25 protein-coding genes are annotated in these 26,834 nt (G+C 73.0%); 6 read left to right on the top strand and 19 right to left on the bottom strand.

Annotated features, from left to right (window positions below; translation table 11 throughout):
* Position 1 precedes the first annotated feature (1 nt).
* From ACSJD1_RS15920 to ACSJD1_RS15880, 9 genes are all read right to left on the bottom strand, one after another.
* Complete coding sequence (locus ACSJD1_RS15920; protein WP_438856266.1) at positions 2 to 949, bottom strand: glycerophosphodiester phosphodiesterase; 948 nt, start codon at positions 947 to 949, stop codon at positions 2 to 4.
* A gap of 78 nt (positions 950 to 1,027) precedes the next feature.
* Complete coding sequence (locus ACSJD1_RS15915) at positions 1,028 to 2,566, bottom strand: SDR family oxidoreductase (protein WP_438856399.1); 1,539 nt, start codon at positions 2,564 to 2,566, stop codon at positions 1,028 to 1,030.
* Entirely contained in the window at positions 2,563 to 2,802 is a 240-nt protein-coding gene (locus ACSJD1_RS15910) for a hypothetical protein (RefSeq protein ID WP_438856265.1), read from the bottom strand. The genes ACSJD1_RS15915 and ACSJD1_RS15910 overlap by 4 nt, the downstream gene beginning before the upstream one ends.
* A gap of 10 nt (positions 2,803 to 2,812) precedes the next feature.
* Positions 2,813 to 3,673 (bottom strand): aldehyde dehydrogenase family protein, encoded by an 861-nt coding sequence (locus tag ACSJD1_RS15905; RefSeq protein ID WP_438856264.1) that lies wholly within the window; start codon positions 3,671 to 3,673, stop codon positions 2,813 to 2,815.
* Positions 3,670 to 5,232, bottom strand: coding sequence for an aldehyde dehydrogenase family protein (locus ACSJD1_RS15900; protein ID WP_438856263.1), 1,563 nt, complete (start codon positions 5,230 to 5,232; stop codon positions 3,670 to 3,672). The genes ACSJD1_RS15905 and ACSJD1_RS15900 overlap by 4 nt, the downstream gene beginning before the upstream one ends.
* Before the next feature lie 17 nt (positions 5,233 to 5,249).
* Positions 5,250 to 6,257 (bottom strand): deoxyribose-phosphate aldolase, encoded by a 1,008-nt coding sequence (deoC, locus tag ACSJD1_RS15895; protein WP_155051793.1) that lies wholly within the window; start codon positions 6,255 to 6,257, stop codon positions 5,250 to 5,252.
* Positions 6,258 to 6,290: 33 nt separating this feature from the next.
* Positions 6,291 to 7,235 (bottom strand): sugar-binding transcriptional regulator, encoded by a 945-nt coding sequence (locus tag ACSJD1_RS15890; protein WP_438856262.1) that lies wholly within the window; start codon positions 7,233 to 7,235, stop codon positions 6,291 to 6,293.
* A gap of 150 nt (positions 7,236 to 7,385) precedes the next feature.
* On the bottom strand, positions 7,386 to 8,600 hold the full coding sequence (locus ACSJD1_RS15885) for an MFS transporter (RefSeq protein ID WP_438856261.1): 1,215 nt from the start codon (positions 8,598 to 8,600) through the stop codon (positions 7,386 to 7,388).
* A gap of 61 nt (positions 8,601 to 8,661) precedes the next feature.
* Complete coding sequence (locus ACSJD1_RS15880; RefSeq protein ID WP_438856260.1) at positions 8,662 to 9,300, bottom strand: TetR/AcrR family transcriptional regulator; 639 nt, start codon at positions 9,298 to 9,300, stop codon at positions 8,662 to 8,664.
* A gap of 81 nt (positions 9,301 to 9,381) precedes the next feature.
* Between ACSJD1_RS15880 and ACSJD1_RS15875 the strand changes: the two genes are divergently transcribed.
* Both ACSJD1_RS15875 and ACSJD1_RS15870 read left to right on the top strand, forming a co-directional pair.
* Positions 9,382 to 10,836, top strand: a complete 1,455-nt coding sequence (locus tag ACSJD1_RS15875) for a DHA2 family efflux MFS transporter permease subunit (protein WP_438856259.1) — start codon at positions 9,382 to 9,384, stop codon at positions 10,834 to 10,836.
* Between the two features lie 112 nt (positions 10,837 to 10,948).
* The gene (locus ACSJD1_RS15870) at positions 10,949 to 11,635 is read left to right on the top strand and encodes a hypothetical protein (RefSeq protein ID WP_438856258.1); all 687 of its coding nucleotides are present in this window, start codon (positions 10,949 to 10,951) and stop codon (positions 11,633 to 11,635) included.
* 33 nt (positions 11,636 to 11,668) lie between these two features.
* Here the strand turns inward: ACSJD1_RS15870 and ACSJD1_RS15865 are convergent, their stop codons facing one another.
* From ACSJD1_RS15865 to truB, 4 genes are read right to left on the bottom strand one after another with little or no spacing between them, the layout of a single operon-like run.
* Positions 11,669 to 12,598, bottom strand: coding sequence for a bifunctional riboflavin kinase/FAD synthetase (locus ACSJD1_RS15865; protein ID WP_438856257.1), 930 nt, complete (start codon positions 12,596 to 12,598; stop codon positions 11,669 to 11,671).
* Entirely contained in the window at positions 12,595 to 13,083 is a 489-nt protein-coding gene (locus ACSJD1_RS15860) for a hypothetical protein (RefSeq protein ID WP_438856256.1), read from the bottom strand. Before ACSJD1_RS15860 ends, ACSJD1_RS15865 begins: the two co-directional genes overlap by 4 nt.
* A gap of 26 nt (positions 13,084 to 13,109) precedes the next feature.
* On the bottom strand, positions 13,110 to 13,478 hold the full coding sequence (locus ACSJD1_RS15855) for a hypothetical protein (RefSeq protein ID WP_438856255.1): 369 nt from the start codon (positions 13,476 to 13,478) through the stop codon (positions 13,110 to 13,112).
* A complete protein-coding gene (truB, locus tag ACSJD1_RS15850) occupies positions 13,475 to 14,380 on the bottom strand; it encodes a tRNA pseudouridine(55) synthase TruB (protein ID WP_438856254.1) in 906 nt (301 codons plus the stop codon). The genes ACSJD1_RS15855 and truB overlap by 4 nt, the downstream gene beginning before the upstream one ends.
* A 59-nt stretch (positions 14,381 to 14,439) precedes the next feature.
* Between truB and ACSJD1_RS15845 the strand changes: the two genes are divergently transcribed.
* On the top strand, positions 14,440 to 15,447 hold the full coding sequence (locus ACSJD1_RS15845) for a ketopantoate reductase family protein (protein WP_438856253.1): 1,008 nt from the start codon (positions 14,440 to 14,442) through the stop codon (positions 15,445 to 15,447).
* Between the two features lie 72 nt (positions 15,448 to 15,519).
* On the top strand, positions 15,520 to 16,572 hold the full coding sequence (locus tag ACSJD1_RS15840) for a hypothetical protein (RefSeq protein WP_438856252.1): 1,053 nt from the start codon (positions 15,520 to 15,522) through the stop codon (positions 16,570 to 16,572).
* A 48-nt stretch (positions 16,573 to 16,620) separates the two neighbouring features.
* Here the strand turns inward: ACSJD1_RS15840 and ACSJD1_RS15835 are convergent, their stop codons facing one another.
* Complete coding sequence (locus tag ACSJD1_RS15835) at positions 16,621 to 17,289, bottom strand: nucleoside/nucleotide kinase family protein (protein WP_438856251.1); 669 nt, start codon at positions 17,287 to 17,289, stop codon at positions 16,621 to 16,623.
* 73 nt (positions 17,290 to 17,362) lie between these two features.
* Between ACSJD1_RS15835 and ACSJD1_RS15830 the strand changes: the two genes are divergently transcribed.
* Positions 17,363 to 18,271 carry an HhH-GPD family protein gene (locus ACSJD1_RS15830; RefSeq protein WP_438856250.1) on the top strand — a complete coding sequence of 303 codons (909 nt, stop codon included), beginning with the start codon at positions 17,363 to 17,365 and terminating at the stop codon, positions 18,269 to 18,271.
* A gap of 6 nt (positions 18,272 to 18,277) precedes the next feature.
* Here the strand turns inward: ACSJD1_RS15830 and ACSJD1_RS15825 are convergent, their stop codons facing one another.
* From ACSJD1_RS15825 to ACSJD1_RS15815, 3 genes are all read right to left on the bottom strand, one after another.
* Positions 18,278 to 19,678 (bottom strand): adenylate/guanylate cyclase domain-containing protein, encoded by a 1,401-nt coding sequence (locus ACSJD1_RS15825; RefSeq protein ID WP_438856249.1) that lies wholly within the window; start codon positions 19,676 to 19,678, stop codon positions 18,278 to 18,280.
* The gene (locus ACSJD1_RS15820) at positions 19,675 to 21,498 is read right to left on the bottom strand and encodes an NAD(P)/FAD-dependent oxidoreductase (RefSeq protein ID WP_438856248.1); all 1,824 of its coding nucleotides are present in this window, start codon (positions 21,496 to 21,498) and stop codon (positions 19,675 to 19,677) included. The genes ACSJD1_RS15825 and ACSJD1_RS15820 overlap by 4 nt, the downstream gene beginning before the upstream one ends.
* A gap of 200 nt (positions 21,499 to 21,698) precedes the next feature.
* Positions 21,699 to 23,069, bottom strand: a complete 1,371-nt coding sequence (locus tag ACSJD1_RS15815) for an MFS transporter (RefSeq protein ID WP_438856247.1) — start codon at positions 23,067 to 23,069, stop codon at positions 21,699 to 21,701.
* 124 nt (positions 23,070 to 23,193) lie between these two features.
* Between ACSJD1_RS15815 and ACSJD1_RS15810 the strand changes: the two genes are divergently transcribed.
* Positions 23,194 to 24,126: a LysR family transcriptional regulator gene (locus ACSJD1_RS15810; protein ID WP_438856246.1), complete on the top strand. Its 933-nt coding sequence runs from the start codon at positions 23,194 to 23,196 to the stop codon at positions 24,124 to 24,126.
* An 87-nt stretch (positions 24,127 to 24,213) separates the two neighbouring features.
* On the opposite strand, the gene rbfA is transcribed toward ACSJD1_RS15810, so the two are convergent.
* Positions 24,214 to 24,669 carry a 30S ribosome-binding factor RbfA gene (gene rbfA / locus ACSJD1_RS15805; RefSeq protein ID WP_438856245.1) on the bottom strand — a complete coding sequence of 152 codons (456 nt, stop codon included), beginning with the start codon at positions 24,667 to 24,669 and terminating at the stop codon, positions 24,214 to 24,216.
* Between the two features lie 128 nt (positions 24,670 to 24,797).
* The coding region (gene infB, locus ACSJD1_RS15800; RefSeq protein ID WP_438856244.1) for a translation initiation factor IF-2 at positions 24,798 to 26,834 on the bottom strand (2,037 nt) is incomplete at its 5' end.

Raw genomic sequence — 26,834 nt, 5'->3', positions numbered from 1 at the left:
CTCAGGTGCCGGGCGAGGTCGAGGCGATCCACGCATCGAGGTCGCTCGGCTGGTCGGTGATGATGCCGTCGACCCCGAGTGCGCTGACCTCCTGCCAACGGTCCTGGCTGTTGAGGGTGTAGCAGAGCACGGCGAGGCCGGCCGCGTGGGCGGCGTCGATCGCCTCGGGTGCCGCGGTGACGGATGCCGCGGTCGTGCCGAACCCGATGAGCCCGAGGTGCACGGCGAGCGGCACCGGGTCGGCCGGCAGCTCGCGGATCAGCATGATGCGCGGCGTGGTCGGCGAGACGCGCTGGATGGACTGCAGGGTCTCGATGCTGAAGCTCTGCAGGACGACGCGGCCGCGGAGCCCCTGGCGTTCGACGAGGTCGAGCACGGTTCGCACCTGGTCCGGGGTCCAGTCGGCCTTGAGCTCGACGAGCGCACGCGCGTCCTCGCGCTCCGCGAGCGCGACGAGGAAGCCCTCCAGGGTCGGGATGCGCTCGCCCGCCCACTCCACGGAGTACCAGGCGCCGGCGTCGATCCGCTCCAGTCGGTCGAGGTCGAGGTCCTCGACGCGCGCGTCGCGACCGGCGATCCGCTCGAGGTCGGTGTCGTGGAAGAGCACGGGCACGCCGTCTCGCGTGAGTCGCACGTCGGTCTCGACGTACGCGAGCTCGTCCATCGCAAGCTCCAGCGCCGGCATGGTGTTCTCGGGAGCCTGCGATCGATCGCCGCGGTGCCCGATGATGGCCGCCGCATCGCCGGGCTGGCGGAGCGCGCCGAAGACGTCGATCGCGTACACGTCGGTGGGCGTGGAGACGCCCCAGAGCGCGGCGGCGATCGCGACCATTCCGGCGACGGCGAGCGGGATGCGGACGAGCGGCCGCGGCGGGCGGGCGAGGGTGCTGGCATCGGGTCGAGCAGGGGCCGCGGTCGCTGGGACGACCGCGTCTCGGGTGGGACGCACGGAGGGGGCCTTTCCACGACCCGCGCCTCCTTGCGCGGGACCGTGCAGGTCACCCTAGCAAAGGCCGTTACCGTTTCGTTACTTCTTCTCCGTGGTCGCGGGAACCGCGGGCGACGACGCCGACGCGGCGGCGGCCTCCGCCTCCGCAGTGATCCGGTTGGCCATGCCCGCGAACACGATCCCGTGGAACGGGAAGACCGCCCACCAGTAGAGGCGCCCCGCGAGCCCCTTCGGGAAGTACACGGCGCGCTGACGGTAGCGCGAGCCGGAGCCATCCGGTTCGGCCGACATCTCGAGCCAGGCGCGGCCGGGCACGCGCATCTCGGCGCGCAACCGGAGGAACCTCGGGCGCTCGATGCGCTCGACGCGCCAGAAGTCGACCGCGTCGCCCGGATGCAGCGTGTCCGGGTCGCGGCGACCGCGCCGCAGCCCCACTCCCCCGAAGAGCTTGTCGATCCAGCCCCTGACGGCCCAGGCGAGCGGGAACGAGTACCACCCGTTCTCGCCGCCGACGCCCTCGATCACCGCGAACAGGGCCTCGACCGGCGCGGTGGAACGACGCTCGCGATGGTCGGTGTAGACCGTGTGGCCGGACCAGTCGGGATCGCTCGGCAACGGATCGCTCGGGGCTCCCGCGACCTCCGCGTTGCGCCAGCTCGTCTCGACTTCGCCCTCCCGTTCGCGCTCGAGCGCGAGGCGGACGGCCCGGCGATAAGGAGTCAGGCCACCGGCTGGCGGCGGGATGACGTCGTCGATGTCGTGCTCGCGCATGACGCAGTCGAACTGCAGCGACTCGATGATCGGCACGGCGATGCGGCGCGGGATCGGCGTGACGAGGTTCACCCACTGCCCGGCCAACCACGGCGTCAGGACCGGCAGTGCGGCGATGGGCCGCTGCCGGAGGCCGGCCTCGACCGCGTAGCCGTTCATGAGCTGCCCGTACCGGAACACGTCGGGTCCGCCGATGTCGAACGTGCGGTTGACCTCGGGCGGGACCTCGGCCGCGCGGATCAGGTAGTGCAGCACGTCGCGCACGGCGATCGGCTGGATGAAGTTGCGCACCCATCGCGGCGCGGGCATGTACGGCAGCACCTCCGTCAGGTGCCGGATCATCTCGAACGACGTGGAGCCGGACCCGATCACGACGCCGGCCTGGAGCACGATCGTGGGGACGCCCGAGCCGAGGAGGATCTCGCCCACCCGGACCCTCGAGCGCAGGTGCCGCGACAGCCGACCGTCCTCGGGGTGCAGCCCGCCGAGGTAGACGATGCGCCGGACGCCGTTCGCCGCCGCACGGTCGGCGACGTTCCGTGCGATCGCGAGCTCGACGTCCTCGAAGTCGCCGCGCCCGCCCATCGAGTGCACGAGGTAGTAGACGACGTCGATGTCGCGGGTGGCGCGGTCGACGGCCGCGGCATCCGTGAGGTCGCCGGCGACCACGTCGACGTCGTCCGCCCAGGGCACGTCGCGCAGACGCTCGGGTCGGCGGACGATCACCCGAACCTCGTGCCCCTCCGCGACCAGGCGCGGTACGAGGCGTCCGCCGATGTACCCGGTCGCCCCGGTCACCAGGACCCGCACCTGCGGCCTCCTCTCGTCGGCGTCGCGCGGCCTCAGCCGTGCTCGTTCCCCCGACGATAGTTGCCGCTCGCTCGGGCGAGGAGGTGCTGCGCCTGTGAATCGTCCGCACGTTGCAGCGCGGCCACGAGCCTGGCCGCGGAGCGACCGCCCACGGTCATCACCGGGCGGCCGCCGCGCAGGACGATGACCGCGCCGTGCCCGGTCACGCGGTAGTCGAACGGATCGACCACGAGTCGCCCGCGCTCGTCGGAAGCCCCATCGCGTCCGGACATGCGCTGCCGCCTACCGCAGGCTCTTCGTGTGCCAGACCGTCTTCGTCTCGGTGAACGCGGCGATCCGGTCCAGCGCCGGAGCCGCGGCATCCGGACCCTGCTCGGGCCGGAGCACCCGCTTCAGCGTGTCGGCCGCCGCGATCTCGAGGTCGACCCAGTCGAGCGCGCCCGCGCCGACGAGGTCGATCGCGTTCACGTCGGCGTGGCTCGCGAGCCACGGTGCGATCTCGGCGGGCGAGCCGGTCAGCACGTTCACCACGCCCTTCGGCACGTCGCTCGTCGCGAGCACCTCCGCAAGGCTGATCGCCGAGAGCGGGAACCGCTCGCTCGCGACCACGATGACCGCGTTGCCGGCGACGAGCGCCGGCGCGATCGCGGAGACGAATCCGACGAGCGAGGAGTCCTGCGGCGCGACGATCGCGACGACACCCGTCGGCTCGGGCACCGAGATGTTGAAGTACGGGCCGGCGACCGGGTTCGCGTTGCCCGCGACCTGGGCGAACTTGTCGGCCCAGCCCGCGTACCAGACCCAGCGGTCGATGGCCTCGTCGACCTGCGCGCCGGCCTGGGCGCGGGTGAGGCCCTCGGCCTCCTCGATCTCGGCGACGAACTGCGCCCGACGGCCCTCGAGGAGCTCGGCGATGCGGTAGAGCACCTGGCCGCGGTTGTATGCGGTGGCGCCCGCCCAGCCCGCGACGGCGGCGCGGGCGGCGACCACGGCATCGCGGGCATCCTTGCGCGAGGCCTTCGCGGCGTTGGCGAGGAACCCGCCGTCGGCCGAGCGCACCTCGTAGGTGCGGCCGGACTCGCTGCGCGGGAACGCACCGCCGATGAACAGCTTGTAGGTCTTGGGCACGGCGAGGCGGCTCACTTCGCGGCTCCCTTCTTCGCGGGCTTGGTCGTTCGGCGGATGCGGCGGGCCGGCTTCTCGTCGGCGGATGCCGCGGAGGCGGCCTCGACGGCACGGGGCGCGGGGCGGGCGGTCCCGGTGACCGATGCGGGCGCGAGGTACGCGCCGAGGCCGTGGCGGCCGCCCTCGCGGCCGTAGCCCGACTCCTTGTAGCCGCCGAACGGGCTCGACGGGTCGAAGCGGTTGAACGTGTTCGCCCACACCACGCCCGCGCGGAGCTGGTCGGCGACCGCGAGGATGCGGCTGCCCTTGTCGGTCCAGATGCCGGCGGAGAGGCCGTAGGGCGTGTTGTTCGCCTTCGCGATGGCCTCCTGCGGCGTGCGGAAGGTGAGCACCGAGAGGACGGGCCCGAAGATCTCCTCGCGCGCGATCCGGTTCGAGGTCTGCACGTTGGTGAAGATCGTCGGCGCGTACCAGAAGCCGTTCTCGGGGATCTCGCACGGCGCGCTCCAGCGCTCGGCGCCCTCGGCGACGCCGGCGTCGGAGAGCTCGCGGATGCGGTCGAGCTGCTCGCGGGAGTTGATCGCGCCGATGTCGGTGTTCTTGTCGAGCGGGTCGCCGAGGCGCAGCGTCGACAGGCGGGTCTTCAGCCGCTCGACCACCTCGTCGTGGATCGACTCCTGCACGAGCAGGCGGCTGCCCGCGCAGCACACGTGGCCCTGGTTGAAGAAGATGCCGTTGACGATGCCCTCGATCGCTTGGTCGATGGGCGCGTCGTCGAACACGATGTTCGCGGCCTTGCCGCCGAGCTCGAGCGTGACCTTCTTGTGCGTCCCGGCGACCTGCTTCGCGATCGCTCGGCCCACGCCGGTCGAGCCCGTGAAGGCGACCTTGTCGACGCCCTCGTGCCCGACGAGCGCGGCGCCCGTGTCGCCCGCGCCGGTGATGATGTTCACCACGCCCGGGGGCAGGTCGGCCTGCTGCACGATCTCCGCGAAGATGAGCGCCGTGAGCGGGGTCGTCTCGGCCGGCTTCAGCACGACGGTGTTGCCGGCCGCGAGGGCCGGCGCGATCTTCCACGCGAGCATGAGCAGGGGGAAGTTCCACGGGATGACCTGCGCGGCGACGCCGAGCGCCCTCGGGTTCGCGCCGAGACCCGCGTAGTCGAGCTTGTCGGCCCAGCCGGCGTAGTAGAAGAACCACGCCGCGACCAGGGGCACGTCGACGTCGCGCGACTCCTTGATCGGCTTGCCGTTGTCGAGCGACTCCGCGACGGCGAGCTCGCGGGCGCGCTCCTGGATGAGGCGGGCGATCCGGAAGAGGTACTTGCCGCGGTCGCGACCGGTCATGCGCGACCAGACGCGGTCGTGCGCGCGACGCGCGGCGGCGACGGCGTCGTCGACATCGGCCTCGTTCGCGTTCGCGATCATGGCGATGCGCTCCTCGCTGGCGGGCGAGATCGACGGGAACGGGGTGCCGCGGCCGTCGACGAACTCGCCGTCGATGAAGAGGCCGTAGCTGTCGCGGAGCGAGAGGATCGCCCGCGACTCGGGGGCGGGTGCGTATTCGAGGAAGCTCATGATGCGGTGCTCTCGTCTCAGTCGATCGTCACGTAGTCGGCGCCGGAGTAGTGGCCGGACGCCATCTTCTGGCGCTGCAGCAGCACGTCGTTCAGCAGGCTGGACGCGCCGAACCGGAACAGGTGCGGCTGCAGCCATTCCTCGCCGACGGTCTCGGCGACCGTGACGAGGTACTTGATGGCGTCCTTCGAGGCGCGGATGCCGCCGGCGGGCTTCACGCCGATGCGCTGGCCGGTCATCAGGTGCCAGTCGCGCACGACCTCGAGCATGAGGAGCGTGACGGGCAGGGTCGCGGCCGGCTGCACCTTGCCGGTGGAGGTCTTGATGAAGTCGCCGCCGGCGAGGATCGACAGCCACGACGCGCGGCGGACGTTGTCGTAGGTGACGAGTTCGCCGGTCTCGAGGATCACCTTGAGGCTCGCGCTCGTTCCGTCGGGGCGCCGGCAGGCCTCCTTGACCGCGGCGATCTGGTCGAAGACCAGGCCGTACCGGCCGGCGAGGAACGCGCCGCGGTCGATGACCATGTCGATCTCGTCGGCGCCGTTCGCGACCGCCTCCGCGGTGTCGGCGAGCTTGATCTCGAGCGACGAGCGACCGGAGGGGAACGCCGTCGCGACCGCGGCGACCGAGATGAGACCGTCGTCGGGGTCGCCGTGGACCGAGCCCAGGGCGTCGACCGCGTACGGCACCATGTCGCCGTACACGCAGACGGCCGCGACGCGCGGGGTCGTGGCATCCGCGGGGTCGGGGTTCATCGCCTTGGCGACGAGGGAGCGCACCTTGCCGGGGGTGTCTGCGCCCTCGAGCGTCGTCAGGTCGACGAGCGAGATGATGCGGTCGAGCGCCCACTTCTTGGAGGACGTCTTGATGGAACGCGTGCCGAGGCCCGCAGCGCGCTGCTCGAGCCCGACGGCGTCGACGCCCGCGATGCCGTGGAGGTACCTGCGGAGCGTTGCGTCGTCGGGCTCGCCGCCGAGGACGGCGAGTGCGCGCTCGCGCGCGGTGACGAGGGAGGTGCCGGACATGGTTGGTGACCTGTCTTTCGTGGTTCGGCCGGATCAGCCGTCGAGGAGGTGGAGTGCGGTGGCCTCGTCGGTGACGAGGACGGAGCAGAGGCCGGAGCGCACGACCGCGTCGGCGACGGCGTGCTTGCTGCGACCGGCGACCACGGCGATGCGGAGGCGCCCGTCGCGGAGTTGCTCGAGCGTCAGGCCGACGGTCCGCGCGTCGAGCGCGGGATCGACGATGTTGCCCTCGGAGTCGATGTAGCGACCGACGACGTCGCCGACGGCGCCCTTCTGCACGAGCAGGTCGACGTCGGCCTCGGTGAGGTAGCCGCTCTCGATGTGGACCGATGTGTGGTCGGCGGGGCCGGCGCTGAAGAGGTACGCGTCGGCGGACCTGGCGAGCTCGATCACGCCCGCGACGACGCGGTCGGACTCGATCGCCTCCTTCGTCGCGAGGTGCTCGAGTATTGCGGGACTGGGCAGCAGCGTGGCGCTGCCGCCGCCCTTCTGGGCAATGGCGACCGCGGTCGCGGCCGCCGTTCCGGCGCGACGGTTGAGGCTCACGCCGCCGTTGATCTGGACGACGTTCACGCCGGTCGCCCAGCCGTTGCGGAGGTGCTGGGAGATCTCGAACAGCGTGCGGCCCCAGCTCACGCCGAGCGTGCGGGGAACCGGGCGGAGCGCCGTCAGGTAGTCGGCCGCGGCCTGCGCGGTGCGCGCCTGCAGCTCGTCGGGCGAGGCGACGCCGGCCGACGAGACGACGATCGCGTCCTCCAGACCCCGCTCCTCGCGAAGGCGCCGTTCGATCGGCAGGCGCCTGGCGCGCGGATGCAGGATCTCGATGCGGATGAAGCCGCGCTGCTTGGCCTGCGCGAGCAGCCGCCCCACCTTCCAGCGCGTGAGCCGCAGCGCCTGGCCGATCTCGTCCTGCGTCTTGTTCTCTTCGTAGTAGAGCTCCGCCGCGCGGATCGAGAGGAGTTCGTCGGTCTCGTCCATTCGTCTCCTTCCGCCCCATCCAGCGTAGGCAGGCGATCGCGCATCGGCAACACTCGCGTGCAAGTCTGCTCACATGAGCAGAGCGAGACGGATGACGCGCGCCGGATGGCAGCATCGCGCGACCGGGCAGCCCGCGCCGAGGGAACGACCTCAGCGCTGCCGTTCGTCCTCGAGGAACCCGGCGCGCGCGACGACCATCCCGGCGATGAGCGCGGGGACGGCGCTCACGAGCAGCAGCAGCATCGGCGCGATCCAGGCACCGGTCGCCTCGTGAAGGAGTCCGACGGCGACGGGACCGAGCGCGACGACGACGTAGCCGACGGACTGCACGAACCCGCTGAGGGCGACCGAGCCGGCGTGCGTTCGCGTCCGGAGGTTGACGAGCACGAGCGAGAGCGGGAACAGCAGCGGGCCGATGCCCGCGAGCGCCACCCACAGCCAGGTGAGGGCCCCGGGGGCGAGGAGCAGTCCCGCCCAACCGGCCGCGATGGTGCCCGCCGCGATGGCGACCATCGCCCGCACCCGCCCCGGGCGCGTGGCCAGTGCGGGGACGACGAGCGAGACGGGCAGGCCCATCGCGGCGTAGAGCGCGAGCAGTATGCCGGCCGCGGCCGGGCTCGTTCCCGCCGTGTCGGCGAGCATCGACGGCATCCAGGCGAAGACGGCATAGGCGTTGAAGCCGGCGATCGCGAAGACCGTCGCGAGCGCCCAGGCCAGCGGCGACCGGAACGCACGGCGGAGCAGCCCGGGCTCGGCCTCCTCGGGCAGCTCCCCCGGCGCGGCGCGGCGCGGGTGGACGAGCAGCGCGACCCAGGGCACCAGCGCGGCGAGGGCGACCGCAGCCCAGATCTCGAACGAGGTGCGCCACCCCACTGCCTCGGAGACCGGGACCGCGACGAGCGGCGGCACGAACGTGCTCACCGACAGGGCGGTGACGTAGAGCGCGGTCACGAGTCCGATGCGGTCGGGGAAGTACCGCTTGACGAGCGGCGGCAGCAGCACGTTGCCGACGCCGACGGCCGCGAACGTCACCGCGCTCGCGACGAAGAGCCACCATGCCGACCCCGCGATGCCTCGTGCGGCGCTGCCCACGACGAGCGCCACGAGTGCGCCGACGAGCACCGGCTCGAGGCCGACCCGCCTCGTGAGCACCGGCGTCGCGATGCCGAACACCGCGTAGCAGAGCGGCGGCAGCATGCCGAGGACGGCGACCAGCGCCGTCGAGATCGGGATCTCGCGCTCGACGAGGTCGAGGATCGGCGAGAGCGAGGCGACGGCCGTGCGCAGGTTGAACGCGACGAGCAGGATGCCGAGGAGCGCGAGCGTCCGCCCGTGCCAGAGCGGCCTGGTCGTCGCGTGACTCACCCGCCGAGTCTAGGCGCGGCCGCGGGCGCCCGGCCGGACGCGCCGACCACCGGGACGTCGCTCACGCGGATGCGCGCTCGAGCACCTCGGCGACGTGCGCGCCGAAGGTGCAGTCCATGAGATCGGCCGCGTCGCGGTCGCGCTTGGCCGCGAGTCCGATGCCCGATGCGAGCAGCGTGTTGATGAGCATCCCGTCGGCGAGGAACCGATGGATCTGCTCGGGCGTGAACCCGGCCTCGTCGCGGAGCATCCGGAACACCTGCAGGAACCCGTCGCGCGCGGCGGGGCCGATGACCGGGTCCGAGCCCATCATGAAGCCGTGGAGCAGCGTGAGCAGCGTCCCGCGATCCTCGACGAGCTCCAGGTAGGCGGCCCCGAGGCGCGCCTCGCGGTCCTTCGCGTCATCGGATGCGTCGTCGGCGCGGCCGCCTTCGGCCGGCCCGGCACCGGTCCCCTCCGCCGCGAGCGCCGAACGGAACGACGCGAGCAGCCGCGCGAGCGTGCGGTCCAGCGTCTCGAGGAAGAGCTGCTCCTTCGTGCCGAAGAGCCGGACGACGTAGGGCTGGCTGATGCCCGCCGCCCGTGCCACGCGATCGGTGGTCGCGGCCGCGTACCCGAGTTCGCCGAACACGGTCGTGGCGGCGGCGAGGATCTGCTCCCGCCGTTCCTCGGCGGGGATGCGCTCGGGTCGTGGGGTCATGCTTGACATGTTATCAGTCGATAACTACATTCGGTTCTTGTAATCATTCGATTACTTCATTCGATCGAAACGAGTTGCGAAATGCCATCACTCCGCCGGGCTCCCGTCTGGCTCATCCTCGTGGCGACGTCCCTGCCGATGTTCATGGCGTCGCTCGACAACCTCGTCATCACCAACGCGCTGCCCGTCATGGCCGTCGACCTCGGCGCCGGGATCGAGGAGCTGCAGTGGTTCCTCAACGCCTTCACGCTCGCGTTCGCGACCTTCATCCTCCCCGCGGCCGCCCTCGGCGACCGCATCGGCCGACGCACCGTCTTCCTCGCCGGGATCGCCGTCTTCACGGCGGCGAGCGTGCTCACCGCACTCAGCACCGAGCCCTGGATGGTCATCGGCGCCCGAGCCGTCCAGGGGCTCGGCGCGGCGGCGATCATGCCGCTCTCGCTCACGCTCGTGGCGGGCGCCGTGCCGACCAGACTGCGCCCGCTCGCCATCGGCATCTGGGGCGGGGTGTCCGGCCTGGGCGTCGCACTCGGTCCGCTCGTCGGCGGCGCAGTGATCGAGGGCTGGAACTGGCAGTCGATCTTCTGGATCAACGTGCCCATCGGCGTCGTCGCCTTCCTCCTGGCGCGCCTCGTCCTCGACGACGCGCGCGGCGAGCGCCGCCCGGTCGACCTCCTCGGCGTCGCCCTCGCCGGCCTCGGCGTCCTCGGCCTCGTCTTCGGCATCGTCCGCGGCAACGAGGCGGGCTGGACGAGCGGCGAGGTGCTCGTCCCGCTGGTCGCCGGCGCGGTGATGCTCGTCTCGTTCCTCGTCTGGGAGTCGCGCGCCGCCTCGCCCGTGCTGCCGCTGTCGCTCTTCCGCGACCGCAGCTTCAGCGTCGCCAACGCGGTCGGCTTCACCTTCAGCTTCGGCGTCTTCGGCGCGATCTTCCTCCTCGTGCAGTTCCTCCAGGTCGTGCAGGGTCGCAGCGCCCTCGAGGCCGGGCTCATGACGATGCCGTGGACGCTGGCGCCGATGTTCGTCGCACCCCTCGCGGGCCTGCTCGCTCCGCGCGTCGGCACTCGCGCCCTGATGGTCGCGGGGCTCGCCGCGCAGGCGACGGCCATGTTCTGGATCGCCGCCACCCTGAGCGCCGACGTCGCCTACCCGACCCTGGTCCCGGCGTTCGCCCTCGCGGGGATCGGCATGGGCCTCGTCTTCGCCCCCATGGCGACGGCGGTGCTGGCGCACATGCCCGAGCGCGACCACGCGAAGGCCTCGGGCACCAACTCGACGCTCCGCGAGATCGGCGGCGCCCTCGGCGTCGCCGTGCTCACGGCGGTCTTCACGGGCGCAGGGGGCGAACTCACCCCGACGGCGTACGTGGAGGCGGCGATCCCAGCGGTCGCGACCGGTGCGGCGGTGCTCGCCGTCGCCGGACTGCTCGCGCTTCTGCTCCCCGCGGGCCGCTCGACGCAGCCGAGCGGAGCGGTTCCGGTCGCCGACGAGCAGCTCGGCACCGCGCCGGCGACCGCGGCCGTTCCCGTCGCCGGCTGACGCCCCGGCGGGAACCGGCACCGCGGGTTCCGCGACCGCGTCCGCCGGACCATCGGCGGCCGGGTGCAGGACCCGCGGTCGCGACACGAGGCGCCGCGTCTAGGCTGGTGCCGTGGCCGACCTCTCGCGCTATCTGCCGCTCAGCCGGCGCCCCGACGTGGACGAGTCCGGCGTCACCGCCGACCGGCGCGCCGAGACCACGGAGGTGCTGCGAGCGCTCGCCGCGCTGCTGCGCGCCGGAGGTGACGATCTCTGGACGCGCGCCACCGAGCGCACGGGCTGGCGCGTCGCCGACATCGCGGCCGAGCTCGTCCGCGGCTTCGACCGCACTCGCACCAGACGGGCGATCGACGCGGCCGAGCGACTCGTGCGCGGCGGCGAAGCCCGGCGACTCGACGAACTGCGCGCCCTCGACGGCCCCGCCGCCGCGGCCGACGCGCTCGACGCCCGGGCCGCCGACCTCCTCGCGCGGGAACGACCCACGGGCGTCGTCGAACTCGACGACGCGGTGGTCGCGACGCTCCTCGTCAGCGGTGCGGCGGGAAGGGTCGTGCCGCTCTCGCCTCGCGCGTCGGGCACCGTCGCGCTGCGGCGCGCCGCGGCGGCCCCGACCGAGATCCGAGCCGTGATCGCCGGCCACACCCTGCGGGCGACGGATGCCGGATGGGAGTTCGGGCACGGCAGCCTCCTCGTCGACACGGCGAACGGGCTCCTGCGCTTCCTCACCGGCATCGGCACGGTCGCACCGCACCGACCGCTCGACGACGAGTCGTCGCCGGCGCCGACCGCGACCGACTGACGCGCGCGACGCCCACCGCCCGGAGGGCCGCGGTCAGCCGACGAGGGCTCTCGCCCGTTCGACGTCGCGGCCCATCTGCACGATGAGCGCGTCGATGCCGTCGAACTTCTCCATGCCGCGGATGCGGTGGGCGAACTCGACGCCGACCACGTGGTCGTAGAGGTCGAGGTCGCGGTCGAGCACGTACGCCTCGACCTGCTTCTTCGGCACGCCCTCGAAGGTCGGGTTGTCGCCGACCGAGATCGCCGCCGGATAGCGCACGCCGCCGTCGATGAGCCAGCCCGCGTACACCCCGTCGCCGGGGACGAACCCCTCGGAGTCGAGCGCGAGGTTCGCCGTCGGGTACCCGAGCTCGCGACCGCGCTTGAAGCCGTGCACGACCAAGCCGCTGACGGTCGGCACGTGCCCGAGCAGCCGTGCGGCGTGCTCGACCTCGCCGCGATCGAGGAGCTCGCGGATCCAGGTGGACGAGACGCGCCGCCCGCCCTCGGGCACGACGTCCTCGACGACGACGACCTCGAACCCGAACTCCTCGCCTTGGCGGCGGAGCATCGTCACGTCGCCCTCGTTGCCGGCGCCGTACCGGAAGTCGTACCCGACGAGCAGCACCTTCGCATCGAGCGCGTCGACCAGGAACCGGCGCACGAACGCATCGGCGGTGTTCGACGCGAGCGCGGCGTCGTAGTGGAGCAGCACCGTCGCATCGAGGCCGGTCGTGGCGAGCAGCTCCAGCTTCTGGCGGGTGCTCACGAGCTGCGGCGGGCACCGGTCGGGCGCATGGAAGGCGGCGGGGTGCCGGTCGAACGTGATGGCGACCGCCTCGAGGTGTCGCGACTCGGCGATCTCGCGCAGCTTCGCGATGACCGCGCGGTGCCCCTGGTGGACGCCGTCGAACTTGCCGATCGTCACGGCGGACGGACCGTAGTGGGCGGGGACCGCCTCGATCCCCGCGAAGGTCCTCACGCGCGCCCCTCCGCGTCGACCGCGGTGCGCCCGGCGGTTGCGCCGGCGTCGGCCGCGGGATCCTGCACCGGATGGCGCGCGAGCCACCACATGCCCAGCGGCGGCAGCACGAGCGGGATGAACAGGTACCCGCGCCCGAACCACGACCACACGGTGTCGTGCGGGAAGAGGTCGGGCCGCAGGATGCTGAGGAGGCCCACCACGATCACGCCGGTGAACTCGAACACGATCGTCGCCCACGCGATGCGGTACCAGCTGCGACCGGGCATCACGAGCGCGACCGTCGCGACGACGTAGACGACGGCGGCGAGCGCCGAGAGCGCGTAGGCCACGGGGGCCTCGTCGAACTTCTCGACGATCTGCACCAGCGAGCGCCCCGTCGCCGCGAGCGCGAGCACGCCGTAGACGGCGACGAGCACCCGGCCGATGCCGCTGAGTCGCCCGCGCCGACGGGCGCCGACGGGTGCGGTGGATGTCTCGTTCATGTCGTCCGATTCTCCCAGACCGAGCCTCACGCCTGCTGCACGGTCCAGATCTGGAGCATGCGGTAGACCATCACGGCGACGGCGAGCGCCGCGACGCCGCAGACGACGGTCGCCCAGCGACCACGGTCGATGAGCGCCCAGAGGGCCGCCGCGGGCGGCAGCAGCACCGCGCTGACGAGGTAGACCCAGAACTCGAGCAGGCTCCCGGTCGGCGGGTTGCCGACGGCGGGTGCGACGAGCGCGACGACGACCTGGCCGAGCAGCAGCACCTCGACGAGCGCGAGCGCGCCGAGCACGAGGTCGTTCGGCACGCGGCCGGCGAGGCCGAGCACGATGCAGAGCAGACCCGCGACGACCGCGACCCCGACCTGCGTGTAGGCGAACCACTCGATCATGCGACCTCCTCGGCGGGGAACCCCGTGATCACCTTGAGCTGCGGGCCGCGGCGTTCGACGATCGCGACGAGCACGTCGCCCGGGCCGATCGCGGCGACGGGGGTGCCCCCGGCGAGCTCACGGACCGGAGGCGGGGCGTCGACGCGCTTGCCGTGGCGGAGGTCGCGCACCGCGTCGGCGTCGACGTCGACCGCCGGCAGCACGCGCCGTGCCGCCGCCGCGGGCGAGAGCCGCGCCGCGGCGACGTCGAGTCCCTCGAGCGCACCCGCCTCGGCGACGTCGAAGCGGCCGATGCGCGTGCGCCGGAGCGCGGTGAGGTGGCCGCCGACGCCGAGCGCGGAACCGAGGTCGCGGGCGAGCGCCCGCACGTAGGTGCCCGACGAGCAGGCGACGCGCACGTCGAGGTCGAGCCATCCGTCGCCCTCGCGCACCTCGAGGAGGTCGAACGCCGACACCGTGACGGTGCGCGCCGCGAGCTCGACCGTCTCGCCCTCGCGCACGCGCTGGTAGGCGCGCTTGCCGTCGACCTTGACGGCGCTGACGGCGCTCGGGACCTGTTCGATCGTGCCGGTGAGCTCGGCCATGCCGGCTTCGACCTCGGAGCGTCCGATCCCCGCGACGGCCTCGGCGGCGGCCGCGGGGAGCGCCTCGCCCTCGGCGTCGTCGGTCGTCGTGGCCCAGCCGAGGCGCACGGTCGCGAGGTACTCCTTGTCGAGACCCACGAGGTGATGGAGGAGCCGCGTCGAGCTCTCGATGCCGAGCAGGAGCAGCCCGGTCGCCATGGGGTCGAGCGTGCCGGCGTGACCCACCTTCCGGGTGCCCGCGAGGCGTCGCACGCGGGCGACGACGTCGTGGCTGGTCATCCCCTGCGGCTTGTCGACGAGGAGGATGCCGCTGTTCACGCCGTACAGGCTAACAGCGGGTGCCGTCGGTCCCGGCCGGGTCGCCCTACGCTGGTCCGGTGAGGATCGGGATCATCGGCGCGGGCGCGCTCGGCGGCACCTTCGCCGCACTGCTCGCGCGCGCAGGGCACGACGTGGAGGTGACGGCCCGCGGCGCGGGCCTCGACGCGATCCGCGAGGGCGGCATCCGGCTCTCGGGCGGGTACGGCGAGGCGCTCGCGCATCCGGCCGCCGCCGAGCGGCTCACCGCGCGCCCCGACCTCGTCCTCGTCTGCACGAAGGCCCAGGATGCCGCGACCGCGATCACCGCGAACGGCGCCGCGATCGACGGGGTGCCCGTCGTCGTCGTGCAGAACGGCCTCGACGGCGTCGCGACCGCTGAGCGGCTGCTCCCCCGCTCGTCGTGCATGGGCATGCTCTCGATCATCGCGGCCAACTACACCGAGCCGGGATCCGTACGCGTGACGACGACCGCGGCGAGCTACCTCGGTCGCGGCGACGGGGCGCCCGACGACGAGGTGCGACGCACCGCCGCCCTCCTCTCCGAGGCCGTGCCGATCGTCGCCGTGTCGAACTTCCGGGGCGCGCAGTGGACGAAGCTCGTCGTCAACATGCTGAACGCCGTGCCGGCGATCGTCGGTCGGAGCGTCCAGGAGGTCGTCGACGACCCCGCGCTCCGGCGCGTGGTCGCGGCCTCCATGCGCGAGTGCGTGCGCGTGGGGGTCGCCCGCGGCATCCGCTTCGGATCGCTGCAGGGCCTCGGCGACCGTCGCCTGCGCGCGTTCGCGCGCCTGCCGCTCGGCGCCGCGCAGGTGCTGCCGTGGTCGATGCGCGTGCGCATGGGCTCGGTGCCGAACCTCGGGTCGACGCAGCAGAGCCTCCGTCGCGGCCAGCTGACCGAGGTCGACTTCCTGAACGGGGCGGTCGTCCGCGAGGCGCAGGCGGCCGGGATCGACGCGCCGGTGAACCGCGCGCTCACGGCGCTCGTTCACGAGGTCGAGGCCTCCGGAACCCCGCTGCCGGCCGAGCGGGTGATCGCGGTCCTCGGCGAGGTCGGCGCGGACTGACCGGGTCCGGGCCGTCGTGCGGCTAGGGTGCCCGTGCACCCGACCGGAACGACCCGACCGAAGCGAGCCCACGTGGAACCCGACGACACCGCCACCGAGCCGGACCGCTCGACCGATGACCCGACCGAGCCGGAGGCCGCGCACTCGCGCCAGCTCGGCTGGTGGCTGTGCCTGCTCATCGGCGCCGGCGCGGCCGCCCTCGGCCTGCTGCCGTGGCTCGTCGAGGGCATGCGTCTGCCGCTGCAGAACCTGTGGGCGACGGATGCCGCGCCCGAGGAGTACCCGCTGGTCCTCCTGCCCTTCAGCCAGTACTTCCTCACGAGGATCGCGGCGCTGCTCGTCGTCGGCGCCGCGACCGCGGGAATCGTCGCGCGTGCGACGCGCACGCGGCAGCGGCGCTTCGGCGTCGCCTGGATGCTCGTCGGACTCCTCGCGGTGCAGGCGACCGCGATCGTGCAGACCACGACGGTCGTCCGCGGCGGGCTCGAGGAGCGCGTCGAGTCGGACCTCTACGTCGCCGCCCTCGTCGGGATCGCGGTGCTCGCGAACCTCGTCGGCGTGCTCGTGATGCTCCTCGTCGCCGCCGCGCCGCGCGCGGGCGCGGTCATCGCGTTCGCCCTCACCGCCGTGCTCGCGCCGTCCTGGGTCGGCGGCCTCCTCCTGCCCGACCCGGTGACGACCGGTCCCGTCACCGACGCCGTGCTCCTCGTGCTGCGCTGGCTGCCCGCGGTGCTCGTCGGCGTCGCGATCGCGTGGGGCGGCGTCGGAACGGTCGGCCGCGTCATCGCCGCGATCGTCGCGCTCGCGGTGCTGTGGATCGGTCCGGCGCTCATCATCGCGGTCTCGAGCGCCGCCGGAAGCCGCGTGCTCGCACGCCACCCCGACGAGATGCTCGACCAGGCGGTCGGCGTGTTCCGATCGGCCTCGACGATGCCCGACGTCGTCGTGCCCCCGCTCGTCGTCGCCGTCGTGATCGCCGCACTCGGACTGCTCGCCCGCCTCGTCGTCCGGCGGAATCGCGCGTCGACGCGCGCTCGGGGCCCGGCGGAGGGATCCGGCCACCCCTCGGCGGACGTCGACGGGAATGCCGCGCCATGCGGCTCGCCCGCTTCGCGGACGGACTGACGCGCCCGACCGTCCGCGTCGGTCCGAGCGGCGCGGAGCGACCCGACGTCAGTCGGCCTCGGGCGGCGTGCCCGCCGCCTCGGCCCACGCCTCGTCGGCCGGTCCCTCGTCGGCGCCGGCGGCGCCCGCCGCACCCCGCCGCGGATGCGCCGGGTCGGCGAGGTCGACGACGATCGACGCGACCTCGCGCGGATCGCTCGACGCGTAGGCGAGGCGGTCCGCGGCATCGGTCGGCTCGCCGTCGACCGCGATGGCCACGTCCCACTCGTCGCGCAGGCGCGCCCGCAGCAGGAACCGGCCGTCGAGCACGAGGATCGCGTCGGCGGGACCGGTGCGCCACTTCGGCTCGACCCACGCGTCGCGCGCGAGGTCGAAGCCGCGCGTGACGAACGCCGTCGACCCGGCCATCCGGAACGGCTCGATGAGCGTGCGCTGCAGCAGGGACTCGTCGATGCCGTATCGCCAGTAGCGTTCGGGGGTGTCGGGGCCGTACTCGGCCTGAGCCTCGCGCGAGCGGTGGAAGTCCTCGACGCTCGCCCGGAACACCGCGCGGTCGCGCTCGCGGAGCACGTCGGCCAGGTCGTCCCCGAGGTCGGTCTTGCCGCTCCGGAGCGGCCCGTCGATCGCGACGACCACCCGCCCGCGGCCCATGCGGGCGAGCATCTCGTCGGCGACTCCTCGGAGGAACGCCACCCGGGGCGTCGTGACCAGGCGCATGCTCCGAGCGTACGTCGGCGCACTCGACCTCGTCGACCGCCGCTCCGGCGATGCGGGGCCGTACGCTGGACGGATGCCGACCCGCGCGCCGAACGCCGACCCGGCGCCGGCCGGCGCGATCCCCGGCGACCTGAACCGATGGTTCGCCGACGCCGCCCGGCCGCTCCCCTGGCGGGCGGCCGACGTGTCCCCGTGGGCGGTGCTCGTGAGCGAGTTCATGCTGCAGCAGACCCAGGTCGCGCGCGCGCAGCCGCGCTGGGAGGAGTGGATGCGGCGATGGCCGACGCCCGCCGACCTCGCCGCGGCGCCGCCGTCGGAGGCCGTGCGGATGTGGGATCGACTGGGCTACCCGCGTCGCGCGTTGTGGCTGCACCGCGCGGCGACCGAGATCGTGGAGCGTCACGGCGGCGAGGTCCCGCGCGACCTCGACTCCCTGCTCGCCCTGCAGGGCATCGGGCCGTACACGGCGCGAGCGGTCGCGGCGTTCGCGTTCGGGGAGCGGCACCCGGTCGTCGACACGAACACGCGGCGGGTCATCGCCCGAGCGGTCGACGGGCTCGCCGAGGCCGGCCCGCCGTCCACGGCGCGCGACCTCGCCGGGATGGCCGCGCTCCTTCCCGAGGACCGCCGCGAGGCGCGCACGTTCAACGCCGCCGCCATGGAACTCGGCGCGACGGTCTGCACGGCGCGTGCGCCGCGCTGCGACGAGTGCCCGATCGCGCCCCGCTGCGCCTGGCGAGCCGCCGGGTACCCGGCGTACGAGGGCCCACGCCGGTCACGCCAGCCGCGGTTCGAGGGCAGCGACCGCGAAGCACGCGGACTCGTCATGCGCGAGCTGCGCGCCGCGCACCGCCCGATTCCCCACGAGGAACTCGCGCGCGCCGTCGCCGACCCGGACCGGCTCGCGCGAGCGCTCGACGGCCTCGTGGCCGACGGTCTCGCCGTGCTCGTCGACGGCGGCGTCGCACTGCCGGAGGCGTGAGCCCGACTACTCCCCGTCGAGCCCGATGAGCTCGAACGCCTCGACGGGTGCCCGGCGGCCCTTGACCTGGAGTGCGCCGAGAGGACGGAGCACGGCCGATCCGCCGAGCCGCCGTGCGGTGTCCGCGCCGATCGCGACCCCGCCGACGGGCGCCGAACCCTCCAGCCGCGAGGCGACGTTCACCGCATCGCCGATGACGGTGTAGGTGCGCCCGCCGCCGGTGCCGAGGAGCCCCACGTTCGCCACGCCGGAGTTCACGCCGACACGGAACCTCGGCCAGTCCGGGTGCGAGGCCTGCACCGCCCCGGCCGCGCGCTGCAGCGCCAGCGCGGCGCCGGCCGCCCGGCGGGCGTGCGACGAGGTCGAGCCGGCGTCCTCGAACACGACCATCACGGCGTCGCCGATCAACCGGTCCACCCGGCCGCCGAAGCGTTCGACGAGGGGTGGGATCACGTCGGTGAAGTACGCGTTCAACGTCGCGGTGACCTCGGCCGGGTCGTGCGCCTCCGAGAAGCTCGTGAAGCCGGCGAGGTCGGCGAAGAGCACGGACACCTCGCGCTCGCCGGCCGCGGTGTCCTGCGTGTAGAGGCCGGCCCAGCGCTCCTCGCGCCACGACCGCTGGGCCGCGACGACGATGACCACGAAGGCGGCCAGCATGAGGGCGTGCCACTCCCACCACGACAGGTGCCAGTTGCGGCCGAACACGACCGCGATCTCGGCCTCGGCGAGGAGGGTGAAGGCGGCGGCGAACGCGAGCGGCAGCGGCGAGGCGGCGTGCCGCGGCATCCGGAGGTACCGGACGACGGCGACCGCGTAGCACGCGAGCCCGACGATGGCGAGCAGCGCGAAGGGGATCGTCATGCGCTCGGGGGCCGTCTCCGCGAACGGGCCGAGCTCGAGCAACGACACCACGCCCCAGGCGAGCATGGCCGCGACGAGCGCGGCCACGAGCCATGGCGCGAGCCGGAGCACGCGCGCGCCGCGCGCGCCGTCGAGGTCTGAGCTCGACCAGGCCGCGAACACCGCGGCGATCGTGAGGCCGACGGGAGTGGCGAGCGCGAACCCGGTGTTGCTGCCCGAGAGCAGCACGCCCGGCGTCGCGAGCGCGTGCAGCGCCAGGAACCCGGCCGCCGCGAGGAACGACAGCGACACGAGGACGAGTCGTGCGTCGTGGCGCAGGCGCGCCGCCGCCGCGACCGCCCACGCGAGCGCCGCGTTGATGGTCCCGGCCGCGAGCACGAGCCAGAAGTGGGTCGGCTGGTGCTCCCACTCGAGGTCGAGCGCCGGGCGGGCGATCAGGAGCGCCAGCCCGGCGAGCGGGATCGCGAGGAGCACGATCGCCCACGCGATCCGCCCGGCGGTCGGCGGCGGCGCCGCCGGCCCCGTGCCGGGCGCGAGCGCGCTCACGGCCCGGATGCCTCCGACCCGACCGCGGCCGTCGGCGCAACGTCATCCGCAGGTGGAGCTGGCGGGGCCGGTGGCGTGGGCGTTTCCTCCGAGGGCGGTGCGACCCCGAGCGTCGCCGCGGACGCCGGCTCCACCGTGCCGGTCTCGACCTCGGCGAGTCGCCGGTGCACCGAGGACACCACGACCGAGCCCTCGCCGACCGCCGACGCCACGCGCTTGACCGAGCCGCGCCGAGCGTCGCCCACGGCGAACACGCCGGGAACGCTCGTCTCGTGCGGGAACGGCTCGCGCTCGAGGGGCCAGTTCGCGCGTTCGCCCTCGGCGACGACCTCGGGTCCGGTGAGCACGTACCCCCATCGGTCGCGAAGGATCTCGGGCGGCAGCCACTCGGTTCGGGGCGCCGCGCCGATCAGCACGAAGAGCCCGCCGCACTCGACGTCGCGTTCCTCTCCCGTGTCGCGATCCCGCACGCGGATGTGCTCGAGCACGCCGTCGCCGCCGCCGCCGACGACCTCGGCCCGCGTGCGCACGGCGACGCCCTGCGCGACGAGCTGGTCGATGAGGTACTGGGACATCGACGCCGCGAGACCCGAGCCGCGCACGAGGACGGTGACGGATGCCGCGTACCGTGACAGGTGCAGCGCCGCCTGTCCGGCGGAATTGCCGCCGCCGATGATCGTGACGTGGCGGCCGGCCATGCCCTGCGCCTCGATCGCCGACGCGCCGTAGTAGACGCCGGCCCCCTCGAACGGCGTGAGCTCGTCGACCTCGAGTCGGCGGTAGGAGACCCCGGTCGCGAGGACGATCGACGAGCAGCGGATGCAGTCCTCGGGCGCGACGCGCACGCGGAACCCGTCGGCGTCGCGTTCGATGCCGACGGCTTCGCGCGCATGCGCGAAGCGCGCGCCGAACACCCACGCCTGCTGGTACGCCCGCTGCGCGAGCTCCGACCCCGAGATGCCCCGCGAGAAGCCGAGGTAGTTGCGGATCAGCGAGCTGGAGCCCGCCTGCCCGCCGATCGACTCGCGTTCGACGACGAGCACGTCCAGTCCCTCGGATGCCGCGTACACCGCCGCGGCGAGCCCGCCGGGCCCCGCCCCGACGACCACGACATCGGCCTCTCCGTCGAGCGTCGTCGTCAGCCCGTACGCGGCGGCGAGCTCGGCGTTGCCCGGGTCGCGCAGCAGGCGTCCGTCGAGGAGCAGCACCACGGGGACGTCGGGCACCTCGTCCTCGACGCCGACCGCCGCCAGCCGCTCGCGCGCGGCGTCCGAATCGGGTTCCAGCCACTCGTGCGGGATCCCACCTCGGGCGAGGAGGCTCCGGAGCTCGTGCGTGCGCGGCAACCCCGCCTTCCCGATGACCGCGACCTCCCTGGGTCGCAGGCCGATGGAGCGCTCCCACTCGAGCAGGAACTCGGTGATCGTGCGGTGGAAGTACTCGTCGGGCGAGTGCCACGGGCGGATGACGTAGTACTCCAGCTCGGCGGCGGCCATCAGCGACAGGATCTCCTCCCGCACGGCCGCATCGCCCCACTGGCCCCACTCGATGAGGCGGCCGCGCCGGACGTCGGGGAACCGGCGCCGGGCGCGGGAGAAGACGGTCCGGCCCTCGAGGTCGCCCGCGCGATCGGCGAGGATCAGCGCGAGCAGGCCGCCCTCGTCGGCGAGCGACTCGATGCGCTCGGCGGCCTCCTGCTCGTCGTGCGCCTGCACGACCTCGTAGTCGACGCGATAGCGGCGCTCGAGCTCGGTGACCACGGAGGTCCGGGCGCCGGGGTCCCGTACGACCACCATGATGACCGGTCGTGCGACGCTCATGCCTTCTCCTCCCGTCGGCACGCCGCGACCACCCCTTCGGGTCGTCGACCGGGCGACGCCGACGCCCGCAGTGTACCGCCCGCTCCCTCGCTCCGGACAGGGCCCACCGGTCCGTCCGGGTGTCGCATGGACGAGCGGATGCCCCGGGGTCGACCCCGGGGCATCCGTCTGGGTCGGCGGGCGGGTCGACCGCCCGTCGGTCAGGAGATCGTCGCGTCGGCCTCGGTGCGCGCCCGATCGGCGGCGTCGACCTCGCGGAGGTCGAGCCCGCGGGTCTCGCGCGCCGCCGCCACGGCGACGAGCGTGATCGCGCAGGCGATCGCCACGTAGATCGCGATCGGGACGCTCGAACCGTACTGGCCGAGCAGGCTCGTCGCGATGATCGGCGCGAGCGAGCCCGCGAAGATCGAGGTGACCTTGTAGCCGAGCGAGACCCCCGAGTAGCGCATGCGCGTCGGGAACATCTCGGCCATGATCGCCGGCTGCGCGGCGTACATGAGCGCGTGGAAGACCAGGCCGAGCGAGATGGCCGCCCAGATGATGATCGGGTTCCCCGTGTTCATGAGCGGGAAGGCGAAGAACGCCCACGTCGCGCCGAGGATCGCGCCCGCCGCGTAGACCGGCTTGCGTCCGAAGCGGTCGGACAGGTTGCCGGCGACCGGGATCACCGCGAAGTGCACGGCGTGCGCGGCCACGAGGATGAGCAGCGTGTTCGCCGTGCCCTCCTTCACGACCTGCGTGAGGTAGACGATCGAGAAGGTGACGACGACGTAGTAGAGGATGTTCTCCGCGACGCGGAGGCCCATCGCGGTCACGACGCCCCGCGGGTACCGCTTGATGACCTCGACGACACCGTAGCTCGTCGCCTTCGCTGCGTCGCGCTCGGCCTGCATCTCCAGGAAGATCGGCGCGTCGGTGACCTTGGTGCGGATGTACCAGCCGATGAGCACGATGACCGCGGAGAGCCAGAAGGCGACGCGCCAGCCCCAGCCGAGGAACGCCTCGTCGGAGAGCGTCGAGCTGAGCACGAACAGCACGAGCGTGGCGAGCAGGTTGCCGACGGGCACGGCGGCCTGCGGCCAGCTGGCCCAGAAGCCGCGACGCTCGGACGGGCTGTGCTCGGCCACGAGCAGGACCGCGCCGCCCCACTCGCCGCCGAGCGCGAATCCCTGCAGGAAGCGCAGCAGCACGAGCAGCGCCGGTGCGAGGAGCCCGACCTGCGCGTAGGTCGGCAGGCAGCCGATGAGGAACGTCGCGACGCCGATGAGGATGATGCTGAACTGCAGCAGGCGCTTGCGTCCGTACTTGTCGCCGAGGTGACCGAACACGATCCCGCCGAGCGGACGGGCGATGAAGCCGACCGCGTACGTGAGGAAGGCGGCGATGATGCCCGCGTACGGGTCGTCCGATGGCGGGAAGAACGCGGTGCCGAACACGAGCGTGGCGGCCGAGGCGTAGAGGAAGAACTCGTACCACTCGACGACGGTTCCCGCCATCGACGCGGTGACGACGCGCCGCAGGCCGGAGGTGGAGGGCTCGGTGGCGGCGTCCCGTGCGGGTGCCTGGGTCATTCGATGCTCCTTTGCATGGAACGTGGAGGGGGTCGGACGCTGTCGCGTCACCGGATGAGTCTCGCGTGCATGCCTGTGCAGTCCAATGGCGAACCTCGCACCAGTGATGTGCGAAACTGCACAGATGCCAGCCGCACCGCCGCGCCGGGCGCCGAGCGCCGACGACCTGATCGTCCTGCTCGCCGTCGCCCGGGAGGGCCGCTACACCGGGGCCGGCGCACGGCTCGGCCTCAACCACACCACGATCGCCCGCCGCATCGACGCGCTCGAGCAGGCGCTCGGGGGCCGGGTGCTCGTCCGTGGCGCGGCGGGGTGGGTCCTGACCCCGCTCGGCGAGCACGCGCTCGCCGCCGCGGAGGATGTCGAGCAGGCCTTGCGGCGCCTCTCCCCCGACGAGCCGACGCTCGCGGGCGTCGTCCGCCTGTCGGCGACCGACGGCTTCAGCGGGTTCATCGCCTCGCCCGCGATGGCGGCGCTCCGCGCGCGGCATCCGGATGTCTCGCTGGAGATCGTCGCCGCGACCCGACGCGCCGCACAGCAGCGCGTCGGCGTCGACCTGGAGGTCGTCGTCGGCCGCCCGCACGTGCACCGCGCCGAGGCGATCCACCTCGGCGACTACGTGCTCGGCCTCTACGCGAGCCGGAGCCTGCTCGCCCGGCGCGGCGTGCCGGCATCGGTCGACGACCTCGCCGGCGAACCCCTCGTGTACTTCATCGAGTCGATGCTCCAGGTCGACGCGCTCGACGCGGCGCGGCGGTCGACGCGCGGCATGGTCGACGCCGTCTCGAGCACCAACGTCTACGTGCACGTCGACGCGACGCGCGCCGGAGCGGGATTCGGCCTGCTGCCGGCGTTCCTCGCCGATCCGCACGACGATCTCGTGCGGCTCTTCCCCGACGAGGTCGAGGAGCGCCTGCCCTACTGGCTCGTGTGCCGACCCGAGGCGCTGCGACAGCCGACGGCGGTCGCGTTCATCGCCGCGCTCCGAACCCGCATGGCCGAGGCTCGGGCGGCACTGCTCGGACGGACTGCGCCCGACGCCCCGGCGGGGCCGTGATCACGCGGGCTCCAGAACGGCGTCCACCGCTTCGAGCAGACCCCGCATCGGGCCGTCGACGGCCCGAGTGGCGCAGACTCGGGTGGGTCAGCGACCCGCCTCGTCGTCGAACTCGTCGTCGGCCTCGCGCGGCGTGACGTACGGGTCGGCGTCGCCGGCGTACTGTGCACCGGCGGCGAGCGCCGTGGTCTCGGCGTCGCGATCGCGCGCCTCGCGGAGGAGCTCCTCGATGTGCTGCGCGTTCTCGGGGATCGCGTCGGCGATGAACTCGAGCGTCGGGGTCAGCCGAGCCGTGATGTTCCGCCCGACCTCGCTCCGCAGCATCCCCGTCGCGGCCTTCAGCGCGAGCGCCGAATCGCGTCGCTCCTCGTCGGTGCCGTACACCGTGTAGAAGATGCTCGCGTGCTGCAGGTCGCCCGTGACCCGGACGTCGGTGATCGTGACGAACCCGAGGCGCGGGTCGCGCAGGCCCTTGTCGAGGCGACGCGCGACGATCTCCTTGATGCGGTCGGCCAGCTTCCTGGCCCGCTGCGGATCGGCCATGATGGCCTGCCTTTCCGTTCCGCCCCGGATGCCGCGGCTGCGGCGACGCCCGGGACGGTTCCTTCGGTTCTGGTCGAGGGGTCGGGGCCCCGCTCATCTCTCGACGAACGGGGCCCCGCACCGTGGGCCTAGACCCGCGGCTTCTCGCGCATCTCGATGGTCTCGATCTCGTCGCCGACCTGGATGTCGTTGTACTTGCCGAGGCCGATGCCCGCCTCGAAGTCCGTCCGGACCTCGGTGACGTCGTCCTTGAACCGGCGCAGCGACTCGATGGCCAGGTTGTCGCCGACCACGACGCCGTCGCGGATGACGCGTGCCTTGGCGTTCCGCGTGATCGTTCCCGACCGCACGATGACACCGGCGATGTTGCCGAACTTCGAGGAGCGGAACACCTCGCGGATCTCGGCGACACCCGACTGCACCTCTTCGAACTCGGGCTTGAGCATGCCCTTCAGCGAGTTCTCGATGTCGTCGATCGCGTTGTAGATGACGTTGTAGAAGCGAACGTCGACGCCCTCGCGGGCGGCGCGCTCGCGCGCCTTCACGTCGGGGCGGACGTTGAACCCGATCACGATCGCGTTGTCGATCGTGGCGAGGTCGATGTCGCTCTCGGTGACGGCACCCACACCGCGGTGGAGGATGCGCAGCTGGACCGAGTCGTCGACCTCGATCTTCATCAGCGACTCCTCGAGCGCCTCGACGGCACCCGACACGTCGCCCTTGATGATGAGGTTGAGCGCCTCGACCTTGCCCTCCTCGAGGGCACGAGTGAAGTCCTCGAGCGAGATCCGCTTGCGGGCCTTGGCCAGCTGGGCGTTGCGCTCGGCGGCCTCGCGCTTCTCGGCGATCTGACGGGCCGTGCGGTCCTCCTCGGTGACGAGGAAGGTGTCGCCGGCGCGCGGGACGCTCGAGAGGCCCTGGACCTGGACCGGACGCGACGGGGTCGCCGCGGCGACCGCGTCGCCGTTCTCGTCCGTCATCGCGCGGACTCGACCGTAGGCCGTGCCCGCGACGATCGCGTCGCCGACCTTCAGCGTGCCCGACTGGATGAGCACGGTCGCCACGGCGCCGCGCCCCTTGTCGAGCTTGGCCTCGATCGCGACGCCGCGCGCGTCCTTGTCGGGGTTCGCGCGCAGGTCGAGACCGGCGTCGGCGGTCAGGAGGACCGCGTCGAGCAGGTCCTGGATGCCGATGTTCTCGCGGGCCGACACGTCGACGAACAGCACGTCGCCGCCGTACTCCTCGGCCACCAGCCCGAACTCGGTGAGCTGCTGGCGAACCTTGCCGGGGTTGGCGTCGGGCTTGTCGATCTTGTTCACCGCGACCACGATCGGCACGTTCGCCGACTGGGCGTGGTTCAGCGCCTCGACCGTCTGCGGCATGATGCCGTCGTCGGCCGCGACCACGAGGATCGCGATGTCGGTCACCTGGGCACCACGGGCACGCATGGCGGTGAACGCCTCGTGGCCCGGGGTGTCGATGAAGGTGATCGCGCGGTCGATGCCCTCGTGCTCGGTGTGCACCTGGTACGCACCGATGTGCTGGGTGATGCCGCCGGCCTCGCCCGCGACGACGTTCGCGTTGCGGATCGCGTCGAGCAGTCGCGTCTTACCGTGGTCGACGTGGCCCATGACGGTCACGACCGGCGGACGCGGCATGAGGTCCTCGTCGCCCTCGTCCTCGAGCTCCTGGTCGAGGTCGATGTCGAAGCCCTCGAGGAGCTCGCGGTCCTCGTCCTCCGGGGAGACGACCTGGATCTTGTAGCCGAGCTCGGCGCCGAGCACCTCGAAGGTGGCCTCGTCGAGCGACTCGGTCGCCGTCGCCATCTCACCGAGGTGGAACAGCACGGTGACGAGCGAACCGGGGTTGGCGTCGATCTTGTCGGCGAAGTCGGAGATCGAGGCGCCGCGACGCAGGCGGATGACGGTGTTGCCGTCGCCGCGCGGGACGCTCACGCCGCCGAGCGACGGGGCCTCCCGCATCTCGAATTCCTGCCGCTTCGTCCGCTTGGACTTGCGGGCCTTGCTCTTGCCGCCACCGCGACCGAACGCGCCGGCCGTGCCGCCGCCGGGGCCACGGCCGCGGCCGCCGCCGCCACCGGGGCGCGGGCCGCCGAAGCCGCCGCCGGGCGCGCCGCCCGGACGGAAGCCGCCGCCGGCGCCGCC

Origin of the sequence: Agromyces excoecariae, assembly GCF_051715505.1 — a bacterium.
GTDB lineage: Bacteria > Actinomycetota > Actinomycetes > Actinomycetales > Microbacteriaceae > Agromyces.
The sequence above is the reverse complement of the archived record's forward strand: the minus strand, read 5'-3'. Positions and strand labels throughout refer to the sequence as shown.